Source organism: Burkholderia sp. WSM2232 (genome assembly GCF_000472545.1).
Lineage (GTDB): Bacteria > Pseudomonadota > Gammaproteobacteria > Burkholderiales > Burkholderiaceae > Paraburkholderia.
This window is the reverse complement of record NZ_AWZV01000039.1, coordinates 1-13,607: the sequence shown is the minus strand read 5'-3', so window position 1 is coordinate 13,607 and position 13,607 is coordinate 1. Positions and strand designations below refer to the sequence as shown.

General features: G+C 67.0%; 12 protein-coding genes. 11 read left to right on the top strand and 1 reads right to left on the bottom strand.

The window, feature by feature from the left end; translation table 11 throughout:
• The first annotated feature begins 6 nt into the window (after nucleotides 1–6).
• The 11 genes from cpaB (at nucleotide 7) to F757_RS0127140 (ending at nucleotide 12,764) form a co-directional block, all read left to right on the top strand.
• Nucleotides 7–981, top strand: a complete 975-nt coding sequence (cpaB, locus tag F757_RS0127190) for a Flp pilus assembly protein CpaB (RefSeq protein WP_027214137.1) — start codon at nucleotides 7–9, stop codon at nucleotides 979–981.
• Nucleotides 982–1,021: 40 nt separating this feature from the next.
• Complete coding sequence (locus F757_RS0127185) at nucleotides 1,022–2,500, top strand: type II and III secretion system protein family protein (RefSeq protein ID WP_027214136.1); 1,479 nt, start codon at nucleotides 1,022–1,024, stop codon at nucleotides 2,498–2,500.
• Between the two features lie 142 nt (nucleotides 2,501–2,642).
• Nucleotides 2,643–3,884, top strand: coding sequence for a fimbrial protein (locus F757_RS0127180; protein WP_027214135.1), 1,242 nt, complete (start codon nucleotides 2,643–2,645; stop codon nucleotides 3,882–3,884).
• A gap of 3 nt (nucleotides 3,885–3,887) precedes the next feature.
• Complete coding sequence (locus F757_RS0127175; RefSeq protein ID WP_027214134.1) at nucleotides 3,888–5,300, top strand: CpaF family protein; 1,413 nt, start codon at nucleotides 3,888–3,890, stop codon at nucleotides 5,298–5,300.
• Nucleotides 5,293–6,498, top strand: a complete 1,206-nt coding sequence (locus F757_RS0127170) for a type II secretion system F family protein (RefSeq protein WP_027214133.1) — start codon at nucleotides 5,293–5,295, stop codon at nucleotides 6,496–6,498. Before F757_RS0127175 ends, F757_RS0127170 begins: the two co-directional genes overlap by 8 nt.
• Before the next feature lie 2 nt (nucleotides 6,499–6,500).
• Nucleotides 6,501–7,526, top strand: a complete 1,026-nt coding sequence (locus tag F757_RS0127165) for a type II secretion system F family protein (RefSeq protein ID WP_027214132.1) — start codon at nucleotides 6,501–6,503, stop codon at nucleotides 7,524–7,526.
• 10 nt (nucleotides 7,527–7,536) lie between these two features.
• On the top strand, nucleotides 7,537–8,394 hold the full coding sequence (locus tag F757_RS0127160) for a pilus assembly protein (RefSeq protein WP_035467495.1): 858 nt from the start codon (nucleotides 7,537–7,539) through the stop codon (nucleotides 8,392–8,394).
• Nucleotides 8,395–8,420: 26 nt separating this feature from the next.
• Complete coding sequence (locus tag F757_RS0127155) at nucleotides 8,421–8,780, top strand: DUF3613 domain-containing protein (RefSeq protein WP_051376880.1); 360 nt, start codon at nucleotides 8,421–8,423, stop codon at nucleotides 8,778–8,780.
• A gap of 1 nt (nucleotide 8,781) precedes the next feature.
• Complete coding sequence (locus F757_RS0127150; protein WP_027214129.1) at nucleotides 8,782–10,590, top strand: TadG family pilus assembly protein; 1,809 nt, start codon at nucleotides 8,782–8,784, stop codon at nucleotides 10,588–10,590.
• Between the two features lie 10 nt (nucleotides 10,591–10,600).
• Nucleotides 10,601–11,992, top strand: coding sequence for a sigma 54-interacting transcriptional regulator (locus F757_RS0127145; RefSeq protein WP_027214128.1), 1,392 nt, complete (start codon nucleotides 10,601–10,603; stop codon nucleotides 11,990–11,992).
• A gap of 49 nt (nucleotides 11,993–12,041) precedes the next feature.
• Nucleotides 12,042–12,764: a DUF2968 domain-containing protein gene (locus F757_RS0127140; RefSeq protein ID WP_027214127.1), complete on the top strand. Its 723-nt coding sequence runs from the start codon at nucleotides 12,042–12,044 to the stop codon at nucleotides 12,762–12,764.
• 327 nt (nucleotides 12,765–13,091) lie between these two features.
• On the opposite strand, the gene F757_RS0127135 is transcribed toward F757_RS0127140, so the two are convergent.
• Nucleotides 13,092–13,304 carry a hypothetical protein gene (locus F757_RS0127135; protein ID WP_027214126.1) on the bottom strand — a complete coding sequence of 71 codons (213 nt, stop codon included), beginning with the start codon at nucleotides 13,302–13,304 and terminating at the stop codon, nucleotides 13,092–13,094.
• Nucleotides 13,305–13,607: the final 303 nt, after the last annotated feature.

Below are 13,607 nucleotides of genomic sequence, written 5' to 3'. Positions count from 1 at the left end.
GCTGTCATGCTGAAGTTCACCCGCATTGCTGCGGGCCTCCTCATCGCCGTCGCGCTGTTGCTGGGCCTGATTGCCGCGACGCTGTTGCGCCGGCCGGCGCCCGCGCCTGTCACGTCCGTCAGGCAAACCCTCTTTCCGGTCGTGGTGGCGGCGCGCCCGTTGCCCGCGGGCAAGGCGATCGCTGCCGACGCATTGCGCGTCGAGCCGCTGCCGATCCATCCGAACGGCGCGTTTGCCGAGCCGTCGCTGGTGGCGGGACGCGTGCCCGCCGCCGACATCGGCGCCGAGACACCGGTGCTGGAGGACCAATTGTCGTCAGGGCTCGCCGAGCGGATCGAGCCGGGCGAACGCGCGGTGGCGGTGCGCGTCGAGGAGTCCAATGCGGTCGGCAACCGCTTGCGGCCGGGCAACTTCGTCGATGTGTTCTTCACGCTCAAGCGCGACGGCAACATGGGCGGCGGCGGTGAGATCGGGCACACCCAGGCACGTCTTCTGATGTCGAAACTGCGGGTGCTGGCATTCGGCAATGCGACTGCCACCGGCGACCCGTCCGGCGATCCGAACGGCATGGTGAGGACCGCGGTGCTCGCCGTGCCGGTTGCGGATGTCGATCGTCTGACGCTCGCCGAGAGCTCGGGGCGGCTCGTGTTCGCGCTGCGCAATCCGAAGGATACCGAAGTAATCGATGCCGGCGCCTTTGCTCCGTTGCCGGCAGTGCTGAATACCTCGACGCACACGGGCGGCGGCGCACCGCACGGCGATTCGACGCGCGCGGCGGCCGGAGTCTCGCTCGACGCATTGTCGGGCGGCGCGGGCAACGCCGCGCCGCGGGCGCCGGTCATGCCTGTCGTGCCGAGACTTGGGCCGCCCGCCAACCCGCTTGCGATCGTCGCGACCCGTGCGGGGACGGGGACAGGGCCTGGGGCGACTGGCGGCATCGAAGTGATACGGGGTGGGCGCGCCGAAACGGTCGCCCGATAGCGGTTTCAGGGAGCGTGCGGCCACGCGCGTCCATACAAAAATGAACAAACGCATTTTCGAGTACGGAATGGCTGCGCTGCTGTGCGGCTCGTCGATGGCGGCGTCGCCGGCAGGCTTCGCTTCGGGCGGTGCGCAGCAGCTCGAGATTGTCGCCGGCTCGCAGCAGTCGCTCGCGAGCGGCCACACGCTGCGGCGCGTGGCGATCGGCGACCCGAGCGTCGCGGACGTGCTCATCATCAAGGGCGACAAGACGGGCGGCGTGCTGCTGATCGGCAAATCGCCGGGCAGCACCAACGTGATGCTGTGGGAACAGGGTAAGGACGCGCCGCTCACCTATGTGGTCAACGTCAGCTCGCCTGCCGCGAAAACCCTGCTCGGGCCGGGCACGCCGTCGGTCCGGGTACTGGGCGACACCGCGCTCATTTCGGGCAGCGCGCCGACCATGGAAGCGCATCAGCGGGCCGTGGCGGCTGCTGGAATAGAGGCACGTCAGCGAGCGACTTTGGGCAGCGCCGCCAACGGCGCTGCGGCAGGCGCAAGCGGCGGCAGAGGCGGCGCCGTTTCTGGCATGAGCGGCGCGGCCGGCAGTGACGCAACGAACGGCGGCGCGAGCGGCGCAAGCGGTGCAGGTACCGCACAGATCTACGACACCTCGACGGTCGCGACGCGCTCGGTCGTGCAGGTCGACGTGCGCGTCGTGGAGTTCAGCCGCACGGTGCTCAAGCAGGTGGGTCTGAACATCCTGAAGCAGAACAACGGCTTTACGTTCGGCTCGTTTGCGCCGTCCGCGCTGAGTTCGGCGACCTATGGCCCGACGCCCTCGTTCAACTCCGTTGCGCCTATTTCGTCGGCGTTCAATCTGGTGTTCAACTCGGCTACGCGCGGACTCTTCGCCGATCTGAGCCTGATGGAAAGCAACAACCTCGCGCGGATTCTCGCCGAGCCGACACTCGTCGCGCTGTCCGGCCAGAGCGCGAGCTTTCTGGCCGGCGGCGAAATTCCCGTGCCGATTCCGCAGGGCCTTGGCACCACGTCGATCGAATACAAGCCCTACGGCGTGGGCCTCACGCTCACGCCGACCGTGCTCAGCCCGCAGCGCATCGCGTTGAAGGTGGCGCCCGAGGCGAGCCAGCTCGACTTCGCCAACGCGGTGACGATCAGCGGCGTCTCGGTGCCCGCTATCACCACGCGCCGCACGGACACTACGGTCGAGCTCGGCGATGGCGAGAGCTTCGTGATAGGCGGGCTGATCGATCGCGAAACCATTTCGAACGTGGCCAAGGTACCGCTGCTCGGAGATCTGCCGGTGATCGGCGCGTTCTTCAAGCAACTCAACTATCAGCAGAACGACAAGGAACTGGTGATTATCGTCACGCCGCATCTGGTGTCGCCGCTCGCGAAAGGCGCGACCTTGCCGGCCACGCCGGGCGAGCAGTCGGAGCAGCGCAACGCGCCGGTGTGGCGCTCGTTTCTCGGCGGCGTGGCGGCGCGCGACGCGGCGCCGGGGTTTTCGAAATGAATGCGCGCAGCCAGGCGGCGAGCCGGCGCATGCGCAGATGCGAGCGCCGGGGCGCGCGCCTCGTTCCAGCGGTCATGCGCCCGCAGCCGAGGCAGGACCCACGCGCGCGGTTTCGCGCCGACGCCGCGAGAGGATGGGCACGATGAACGCAAGAACGCACTCATTGACCGAACAGGCCGTCACCGACTATTTCATGTTCGCGTCGCTCGCCGACGAACATGTGCACTGGCTCTCGGAGACGCTCCTGTCGGCCGGCACGGTCGAAGCCGTCACGCTCGACCCGTCGATGCTGACGCAGCGTATCGCGACGCTCAACCCGTCGCTCGTCTTCGTGGATTTTTCGGGCGGCCGCGGCGCGGCGGCAAGCGCCGCGACGAGCGCCGTGCGCGCGCAGTATCCGGGGCTGCAGATCGTCGCAACCGGCTCGCTCGCCGAGCCTGAGAGCGCGCTCGCCGCCTTGCGCGCGGGCGTGCGCGACTTCATCGACCTGGCGGCGCCCGCCGCCGACGCGCTGCGCATCACGCAGCAGGTGCTCGACAATCTGGTCGAGCCGGTGAGCCGTCATGGCCGCGTGACAGCACTGCTCGGCGCACGCGTGGGCATGGGGGTGAGCACGCTCGCGACCAATCTGGCGGTTATGCTGCAACGGCGCGATGCGCAAGAGGGCAGGCAGGCCGCCTTGCTCGACCTCGGCTTGCCGGCCGGCGACGGCCTGCTGATGCTCAACGCACGCAGCGACTTTCATTTCGTCGAAGCCGTGCGCAACCTGCGGCGCTTCGACCAGACCTTTGTACACACCGCGCTGTCGCATCACACGAGCGGCCTCGCGTTCACGACACTGCCGCCGAATCTCGCGGATATGCGCGAGATTTCGTATTCGTCGTCGATCGGTTTGCTGAACCGGCTGCGGGCCTTTTTCGATCAGCAGATCGTCGACCTGGGCGGCTTTTCGAACATGGAGTTCGTCGCGCAGGTCGTGCGCGCCTGCGACGAAGCGTGGCTCGTCTGCGATCAGGGCGTCGCCTCCATCGTGTCGGCGGTCGGGGTGCTCGAGTCCTTGCGCGAGGCGGGCGCGGACACCGCCAATGTCAGGCTCATTGTGAACAGGTTCGACGCGGAGCTCGGGCTTGCCGCGGCGCGAATCGCCGAGCGCCTCGACATTGCGCTTCTCGCGAGTTTGCCCGAGCGGCGCGTGGCGCTCGGGCAGACGGCGAACCAGGGCTTGCTGATCGCCGACGCCGCGCCGCGCGACCCGTATGTGCGCGCGCTCGAGCCGCTGATCGAGCGTCTTGCGGGTCCGGCGCACGTGAGCGCGTCCACACGCGGCAAGTCGCCGTTGGCCGCGCTCAGGCGCTTTCTTCCCACTTCCTCCAGACGGTCATAGACGATGGCAAAAGAGATCGAATTCGCCGACAACGCGCCGTCGTTCGCGCACAGCCAGCAGTTCCAGGACATCAAGAACGCGGCGCACGAACATCTGCTCACGCGCATCGAGGAACTGGGTGCCGAGTTCGGCCGCTGGTCGCGCAACGCGATCAATCAGTTCGTCGATCTGGAGATGGACAGCTTCGTGCGGCTGCGCCGCATTCCGATCAACGAGGTGGAGGTGCGCGCGATTGCCGACGCGTTGACCAAAGAGCTCTCGGGCTTCGGCCCCATCGAGGATCTGCTGAACGACGCGGCCGTCGAAGACATTCTGATCAACGGCTACAACGACGTGTATGTGTCGCGCCACGGCATTCTCACGAAGATACCGGTGCGTTTCGCCGACAATGCGCATCTGCTGCGGATCGTGCGGCGCATACTCGCGCCGATTGGCCGGCGCCTCGACGAATCGAACCCGATGGTCGATGCGCGCCTGCCCAACGGCGGGCGCGTGAACGTGGTGATCGAGCCGCTGTCGATAGACGGTCCTATCGTTTCCATCCGCAAGTTCCGTAAGGACCCGCTGCGCCCCGACGATCTGCTCGGCAACGGCACCTATAGTCCCGAAATCGGCGCGCTGCTGGAGGCGGCGGTCGAGGCGCGCTGCAACGTGCTGGTGTCGGGTGGAACGAGCTCGGGCAAGACGTCGTTGCTCAATGCGCTGGCGTTTCACATTCCCGAGCCCGAGCGTGTGGTGACGATCGAGGACACGGCCGAACTCTCGCTGAACCATCCGCATGTGGTGCGGCTCGAAAGCCGGCCAGGCGGCTTCGACGGCGCCGGCGTGGTGACGATTCGCGACCTGTTGCGCAATACGCTGCGAATGCGGCCGGACCGCATCATCGTGGGCGAGGTGCGCGGCGGCGAAGTGCTCGAAATGCTGCAGGCGATGAACACCGGCCACGACGGCTCGATGGGCACGGTTCACGCCAGCTCGCCACGCGAGTGCCTGTACCGGCTCGAAATGCTCGCAGGCTTTGCCGGCTTCCAGGGTACCGAGTCGAGCCTGCGGCGCCAGATCGCCAACGCGATCGACTTCATCGTGCAGATCGGCCGGCTTTCGAACGGCCGGCGCCGCATTCTGTCGATCACCGAGGTGACGGGCCTGTCGGACAACATCATTGCCACCCAGGAGCTTTACCGCTACGAGCCGGTGTTGTCGGCGGACGGGGAGGAGCTTGACCAATGGGTGTCGCTCGGCATCCATCCGCATTCGCCGAAGCTCGCGCGCTTCCGTCAGCCGCTTGGCGGCGCGGGTGGTGCGGGCGGCGCGGCGGACGGCGGTTTCGGCGGCGGCGGGTTTGGCAGCGGTGGAACCGGGTTCGGAGGCGGTGGTTTCGCAGGCGGCGGTTTCGGCGGCGGCTTCAATGTCTAGCGCGGCGTTGATTTTTGCCGCGCTCGCGTTGCTGTGCGCAGCGGCCGCGCTGCTGATCCTGCAGCGCGGCGCGCAACGCAAGGAGCAGGTGAGTGCCGAGCGCTTCATCGACAGCCGTATGAGCGTCGCGAAGCCGGCGGTGCCAGGGGCGGCGGTCGGGGCTGAGGCAGGTTCCGCGGCGCGAGCCGCAGTTGGCGCAATGCCCGGGCCTGCGGGTGCAGGGGGAACTTCGGGCGCTGCGGGCGTCGCCGCAAGCGGGTTCCGCAATGCGTCGGGCTTCGCTGCATCTTCGGGCACGGCTGCGGGCACGGCTGCGGGCCGGGCTGCGGGATCGGCTGCGGGATCGGCGTCCGCTGCCGCGCGTCGCGCTGCGTCGGCTGCGCCTGGCATCGTGTTCACACCACAAGCGCCGGCCGCTGACGCCGGCCTCCATGCGCATCTGCGCTATCTCGCCGCACGCGCGCGCTATGCAATCACCGCGATGCTGAACCGCGCCGGGCTGCGTCAGGCGCGCGCGCCGCTTCTCGCCGTCACGGCTCTCGTCATCGTCTTGTGCCTTCTGGCCGGCAGCCAGGGCGGGCCGCTTGCCGCCGCCGTCACGCTGTCGGGCTGCGCGGTGTTTCTGTACTTCATCATGTCGATGCGCGCGAGCCGCCGCCGCCAGGCGATCGTGCGGCAACTGCCGTCGTTTCTGGACGGCATCGTGCGTCTGATCACGCTCGGTAACAGTGTGCCCGCCGCGTTCCAGGCGTCGCTGCAAACCACCGAGGCGCCGCTGCGCGAATGTCTCGATCACGTTTCGCGGATGCTGAGGTCGGGCGTCGAGATCGACCGCGCGCTTTCGCACGTCGCCGTGCTGTACGGCGCGCGCGAACTGGAACTGCTGGGTGCGGTGCTGCGGCTCTCGGTGAAGTACGGCGGCCGCGCCGACGTGATGCTCGATCGCATGTCGTCGTTCATGCGCGATCTCGAACAGGCGGAACGCGAACTCGTGGCGATGTCGTCGGAAACGCGGCTGTCGTCGTGGGTGCTCGGCATGCTGCCCATCGGCATAGGCGGCTTTCTGATTCTCACCAACCCGCGCTACTTCGGCTCCATGTGGTTCGATCCGGGCGGCCGGCAGATTCTCTACCTCGCGTTCGCGCTGCAGTTGACGGGCGCGTATCTGCTGTACCGGCTCGCCCGGTTGAAGGCCTGACGATGCAGCCGAACCAGCTCTTCGCGCTTGCGCTCGTTCTCGCCGCCACCGGATTGCTGCTGCTCGCGGGTCTGCTGATCGCCCGTCTTGCAGCCGCGCGCCGCAGCGCCCGCACGCTTGCTCACGCACTCGACGAACGCGCGCTGCACAGCGCCGAGGCCGGGAGCAAAAGCCCGCATGCAGGGGCCGGGTGGAATGCATCGCCCTCATTGTCCTCGCGTGGGAGCGCGCCCAACGGCATACGGCAGCGCGGCATACAAGGCTTTCTCGAACGATGCGCAAACGCCGGCACCCGCTGGCTCGATACGCCGGTGGGGCGGCAGTTCGTTGCGCACGAGGACCGGCGGCTCCTCGAACAATGCGGTTTTGTCGATGCCCGCGCGCGCGGACTCTTTCTGATTGCGCGCGTCGTCGGCGCTGTGGTGTTGCCGCTCGTCGCGGGTACGCTCGCCCATGCGCAGGTGCAAGGTCCGCGCTATGTGCTGGTGGTGATCGTCGCTTTCGTATGCGGCGTAATGGCGCCCAAGGTGGTGCTGGGTCGGCGCGCGACCGCGCGCCGCGCCGCGGTCGTCGACGAACTGCCGATGCTCGTCGACCTGTTGCGTCTGCTGCAGGGCGTGGGTTTGTCGCTCGATCAGAGCCTTCAGGTGATGGTCAACGATTTTCGCGGCGTCCTGCCGGTGCTGTCGAGCGAACTCGAAATCGCGCAGCGTCAGTTCGCTGCCGGCCGCACGCGCGAGCAGTCGCTCGCGCGGCTTGCTTCGAGCTTCGACAACGAAGATCTGCGCGCGGTCGTGCGCCTGCTGATTCAGGTGGACCGGCACGGCGGCGCGGTACAGGAACCCCTCAAGCAGTTCGGCGACCGCCTGCGCGAAACCCGCCGCGCGATGCTGCGCGAACGGATCGGCCGCATGGCGGTGAAGATGACCGGCGTCATGATCCTGACCCTGCTGCCCGCGCTGATGATCGTCACCGCGGGGCCAGGCGTGCTGTCGGTGTCGCACTCGCTGAAGACAATGCACCGCTAGGAAAACAGCAATGAAATTCATCAAGATACCGAAGCAATTTTCCCATGCGATGCGTTGCGCCTGCGCGGCAGCGGCGCTCGCTTTGCTCGGCGCGTGCGCGTCGCAGCAGTCCGGGTACGGCGTCGGCCCACAGGCCGAGCGCGAGGCGCTGCTTGCGCAGGCGCGGCGCGATCCCGCGCCCGACACGCCGGGCATGTATCTCGGCCTGATCGATCGGATGCAGCAGCAGGGCCTGTACTTCGCGTCGCTCGCGCATATCGACGCTTATGAAAAACAGTACGGCGTCTCGCCCGATTCGACTCTGCTGCGCGCGGACGCGCTGCGCATGACCGCTCAACCCGACGCGAGCGCGGCCGCCTACAGAGAGTTGCTGCACACGCCGCTGGCGGCGCGCGGTCATCGCGGCCTCGGTCTGATCGCGGGCGGGCAGGGCGACTTCGGCCGCGCGGCGAGCGAGCTGGAGCAAGCGGCGCTTTTCGCGCCGACCGATGCGACGGTGCTCTCCGACCTGGGCTATGCGCGCCTGCGGGCGGGCGACGTCGCGGGCGCGCGGGTGCCGTTGATGAAGGCGGCCGAACTGGATGCGGCCAATCCGAAAATCGTCAGCAATATCGCGCTGTTCCTGCTTGCGAGCGGGCAGGCGAGCGAGGCGCAGGCGCTGATGAACGAGCAGAAGCTCGCACTCGATGTGCGCGCGGCAATCCGCGCCGACGCGGCGAAGGTCGCTGCCGCCCGCAGTGGCGCACGCGCCGGCGCGGGCGGCATGGCCCCGGCGCAGAGTCTGCTGGCTGCGCCTGCGGGCACGGTGGCAAGCGCGCACGACACAATTGAACCGGCGCCGCGCCTTCTGCAACGGTTCGCACAATGACAGGCGGCGTGGCCGCGGAGGAAAGCGTGAGAAATACTCAACCATGTCGGCTGCGCCAATGGCTGGTCGTTCGGGCGTTGCTGCTCGCGCTCGCGGCGGTGGGTGCCGGCGCCGGCAACGTATGCGCGCAGTCAGCGCCGAGCGGCGAGCCGCCGGCCAAACGCAGCGAAGTCGGGCATGCCACGTCGGCGTGGCTCGCGCTTCAGCGCAGCAACGCGCAGGCCGCGGCCGCCCAGCCGATGCCCGGCGAACAGGCGGGGCTCGCGTATCGGCGTTACATGCAGTCGTTCAGATCGCGCATTCCCGATCTGTATGGGTCGGCGCTCAACCAGGGCAACAGCGGCAGCCAGGGTACGGGCCTGACAGGGCAATTGCCGCAGAACTGACATGCAATCACGCGCTCCTGCCCGCGGCCTTTGCACACGGCCTCGCTTCGCGCGCGCGCAGCGTCGCGGCGCGCTCGGCGGTCTCGCGCGCCCGCAGCGTGGCGCGATTGCGTTGCTGGCGGCGGTGTGGGTGAGCCTCGCGGTGATCGCCCTCGGCGCGGTCGATATCGGCCACTTCTATTACGCGCGCCGCGACCTGCAGCGTACCGCCGATCTGGCCGCCGCAGCCGGCGTGCAGCTTATCGGCAGCGCGGGCGGCTGTGCCGCGGCCGCGAACTCCGCGCAACTGAACGCGAGCGCCAACGGTCTGCCCGGAGACGGCACAGTCCAGTCGACCTGCGGACGATGGGATCCGTCGGCCAATGCCGGCCAGTCGTATTTCGCGGCGTCGGGTACGCCGATCAATGCGTTGCAGGTCGTGGTGAGCCGGCCGGTGCCGTTTCTGTTCCTGGTCGGGCAGACGCGCGAGCTGAGCGCAAGCGCCGTCGCACAGGCCACCAACGTTCGAGCGTTTTCGCTGAGCACGTCGATTGCGGGCCTGTCCGGCGGTGCGCTCAACGGACTGTTAAGCGCCTTGCTCGGCAGCAACGTGAATCTCGACGTCGGCTCCTATCAGGGGCTTGCCACCGCGCAGTTGACGTTATCGGAACTGGCCGCCGCCTTAGGCGTCGCTTCGATGTCGCAGTTGCTGCAGACGCAGGTGACGGTGGCGGAACTCGCCACCGCCATGGCGACGGCGTTAGGTCAGGGCAACGTGGCGAGCGCGAGCGTAATCAGCGGGCTCACCACGATTGCGGGCGCATCGACCGGATCGACGAGAGTCAATCTTGGCGACACCACGGGCGCGAGCGGCTTGCTCGCCATCGGGCTCGCCAGTCCTGAGGCGGCGGCCTCTGCCACCATCAACGCACTCGACGCGCTGATGATCGCCGCCGAAATCGCGCACGGCACTTCCGCGGTCAATCTCGGCACCGCGCTCAATCTGAGCCCGCTCGCGAACGTAACGGCGCAAGCGCGGATTCTCAAGCCGCCGGTGATCGCGGTCGGCGAGGCCGGCAACTATGCAGACGGCACGCCCCGCACGAGCGCGCACTCGGCCTCGGTGCAGCTGTATCTGAACGTGCAACTGGTCAACCTGAACGTTGGACTCGGCGCGGGCTTTCCGTCGCTCGTCAACGTGAATCTTCTGAACCTGCCGATCTATCTGGAAGTCGCGCCTGGCACCGCCGCATTGCAGACCACCCAGTGTTCGACGCAGAAGGCCACGAGCTACAGCTGGATCTCGGTGAGGCCAGGCCTCGTGTCGCTCTGCGCGGGCGGCGATGCGGCGGGCAATCTGACCAATTCGACGGCGCCCACGACCTGCTCGAAGCCCGCGTCGCTGACGTCCGTGAGCGTGCCGCTGTTGAGCCTCGGCTTGATCGACGTGAGCGTCGGCACCAGTTCGCCGGAAAACGGCATGAATCTGAGCATGCAGCCCGCGCCCGGCGTGCTGCGCTTTGACAACGTAAGCGGCGACGGCGACGACTATCAGAGCCTCAATAGCGACGCGCTCGGTTCGGCCACGAGCGGTCTCCTGAGCCAGCTCGCGAGCGGGCTCGCTGGCTCGATGCACGCCACCGCGCTCGGCATCGACATTACCCGGCTCGCGGCGCCGCTCCTCAGCGCGCTCGCCGGCGTCCTTACGCCCGTGCTCAATTCGCTCGACCTGCTGCTCGTGCCGCTCCTGCAACTGCTCGGTGTGCAGCTAGGTGTGAGCACGGTTCACGACCTCGGACTTGCCTGCGGTCAGGCACAACTGGTTTACTGATTCGGCGACCATGAGAACCACCACCAAAATCGAGGAACTCGACATCTATGTCTGGGAGGGCAAGGCCGACATTCTCGACCGGGTCGCGCGCTGCATGGCAAGCTTCGACGTCGAGGTGATCCGTGCCGACGACATCGCCATCTCGCCCGAGCGCAGCGCACAGCGGCCTTCGCTCGCGATCATCAGCGTTTCGGTGATCGACAGCGGCGCGCTCATCATGCGCGACTGGCAGGCCGCGCACGGCATTCCGGTCGTGTGGGTCGGCGCTGCGCCGCGCGACCACGATCCGTCCATGTACCCGGCCGAGTATTCGCACATTCTGCCGCTCGACTTCACCTGTGCGGAGCTGCGCGGCATGGTGACGAAGCTCGTGCTGCAAATGCGCGCGCACAGCGCGAAGACGCATGAATCGGACGCGATGATCGCGAACTCGGAATGCATGCAGGCGCTGCTGCACGAAGTGGACACCTTCGCCGACTGCGATACGAGCGTGCTCGTGCACGGCGAGACCGGCGTAGGCAAGGAGCGCATCGCCCAGTTGCTGCACGAGAAGCACAGCCGCTATGGCAAGGGCCCGTTCGTCGCGGTGAATTGCGGCGCGATTCCCGACGGCCTGTTCGAGTCGCTGTTTTTCGGCCACTCTAAGGGCTCGTTCACCGGCGCCGTGGTCGCACACAAAGGCTATTTCGAGCAGGCCGACGGCGGCACGCTTTTTCTCGACGAAATCGGCGATTTGCCGCTTTATCAGCAGGTCAAGCTGTTGCGCGTGCTCGAAGACAGCGCCGTCACGCGGATCGGCTCGGCCACGCCGGTCAAGCTCGATTTCCGGCTCGTGGCCGCGACCAACAAGCATTTGCCGCAACTCGTGAAGGACGGCACATTCCGCGCGGACTTGTACTACCGGCTGGCGGTGATCGAGCTGAAAATTCCGTCGCTGGAAGAGCGGGGCGCGGTCGACAAGATCGCGATCTTCAAGGCGTTCATTGCGCAGGTGGTGGGCGCCGGGCGGCTCGCCAGTCTGCCCGATCTGCCGTACTGGCTCGCGGACGCTGTCGCCGATACCTACTTTCCGGGCAATGTGCGCGAGTTGCGCAACCTCGCGGAACGCATTGGCGTGACGGTGCGCCAGATCGGCGCATGGGACGCCGCGCGCCTGCAGCGTCTGCTCGCGCTCGCCCGCAGCACGCAGCCGGTGCCGGCGGAGAGCGCGGCCCAGGTGCTGGTCGACCGCAGCAAATGGGACATGGCCGAGCGCGAGCGCGTGATCGCCGCGCTCGAGGCCAACGGCTGGCGCCGTCAGGATACGGCGCTCTACCTGGGCATCAGCCGCAAGGTGCTGTGGGAGAAAATGCGTAAGTACCAAATTTTCGACGAAGAGCCCGAAATTCGCGAAAGTGAGTAATAATGAGACGATTGGGAACTAAAACAAAAACTGTTGAAGCAGGAATTACATGGACCAAAAGTCGAAACTACGACAGATCGCCGTGGCTGCGATCATGGCGTTGGGGGTAGCACAAGGCGCCTGCGCACAGGCCCAGCCTGATAACAACGCAGCGTCGGGCGTGGTTTCCCAGCCGGGTGCGACAGTCGCACTGCCATCCACGCCGCTGCCGGCGCAGACGCAAGTCCAGACCTCGGCGCTCACGCCCGAGGAGGCGAAGCAATCCGCCGCGGGGAATGTCGCGGAATTGCAGCAGATGATCAAGGGCTCCGACCTGAGCGAGCTGCGCACCACGTACAACGGCAGTTACGGCGCAAGCCTGCTGTTCCACGGTAAGGAGATGACTTACTACGTGGCGCTCTTCCAGCAGAAGAACTTTTGGCGCGTGATCAAGACGCAGGACTCGGCGCGCGCAGAAATGATCTACCGCGATTTCGTGCGCCAGACCATGCAACTGTCGGACGTGGAAATTCGTCGCACGCAACTTGAAGCGCAAAAGGCGTTCACTGAGCGCATGATCGCGTTGTCGCAAAGCCGCGCGAATCGTCTGCAGGCGGATCTGGACGTTGCGCGTCAGCAGCAGACCATCGTGGCGAACCAGCAGCAACAGACCCGTGCCGAGGCGACCGCGCTGGCCCAGCAAAAGGCTGCCGCGCAGGAACAACTGCGTGCGGCACAGCGCCAGGTGCGCGAACTGCAACGGCAACTGGAAAGCGGCTTGCCCGCGCATTGATCCTGGCGGCGCGATGGCTCGACGCGAGCCGGGCGCGGCGTTGTTTCAAGCAGGTGGCACGGCGAGGCCGCCCATGAGGTTCCGGGACGCGAAGCGCGCAGCGCAGAAGCCACTGCGTATGGCGCATAAACGGAGGTCCGAAACCGGAAAGACGTCCTGCCCGGCTTAACGTCCCGCCCGGCTTAACGGGAGTTAGCGCGACATGCGACTCGCCGGGGCGTTTGCCGATGAAGCCCGCCAACGCGGCCTTGGTCGAGCCACATGACTTTCTTCGCGCAGACTGCGCGAGTCATGGCTGCAGCGCAGGCTCTTATCGCCGTCGGCGCGCTAGCGCCGCTTCTTCCCTGCGATGGGCTGTTGCGGTTGCGTTTGCGGTTGCGATTCAGACGCCCGATGTGCGTCGCGCTCGTGAACAGCAATCGGATCGCTCGCAGGAAAACTTTCTTCCAGCGCCTCGTCGAGGCGGCTCTCGGTTGAGTCGAGCGCCCGGTCCGTCTGCTTAGCGACGGACGGCGGTGCGCTGCGCTTTTTGCTCGTCATGACGGGCTCCCTGTAAACACAATCGACGGTTCAGCATAGCGCAAACGCTGCGACGGCGACATTAGCCGGATGGCATAGGACGCGCGTATCCATCGACGCATGCCGTGCCAACCGGCGCGCGTGACAACCGGCGCTCAGGGGCAAACCGGCGCTCAAGCTGAAACCTGCGCCAAAGGGCAAGCCTGCTAGATGCTGAGCCTGCGCCAGGGCCCAAGCCCAAGCCCAAGCCCAAGCCCAAGCCCAAGCCCAAGCCCAAGCCCAAGCCCAAGCCCAAGCCCAAGCCCAAGCCCAAGCCCAAGCCCA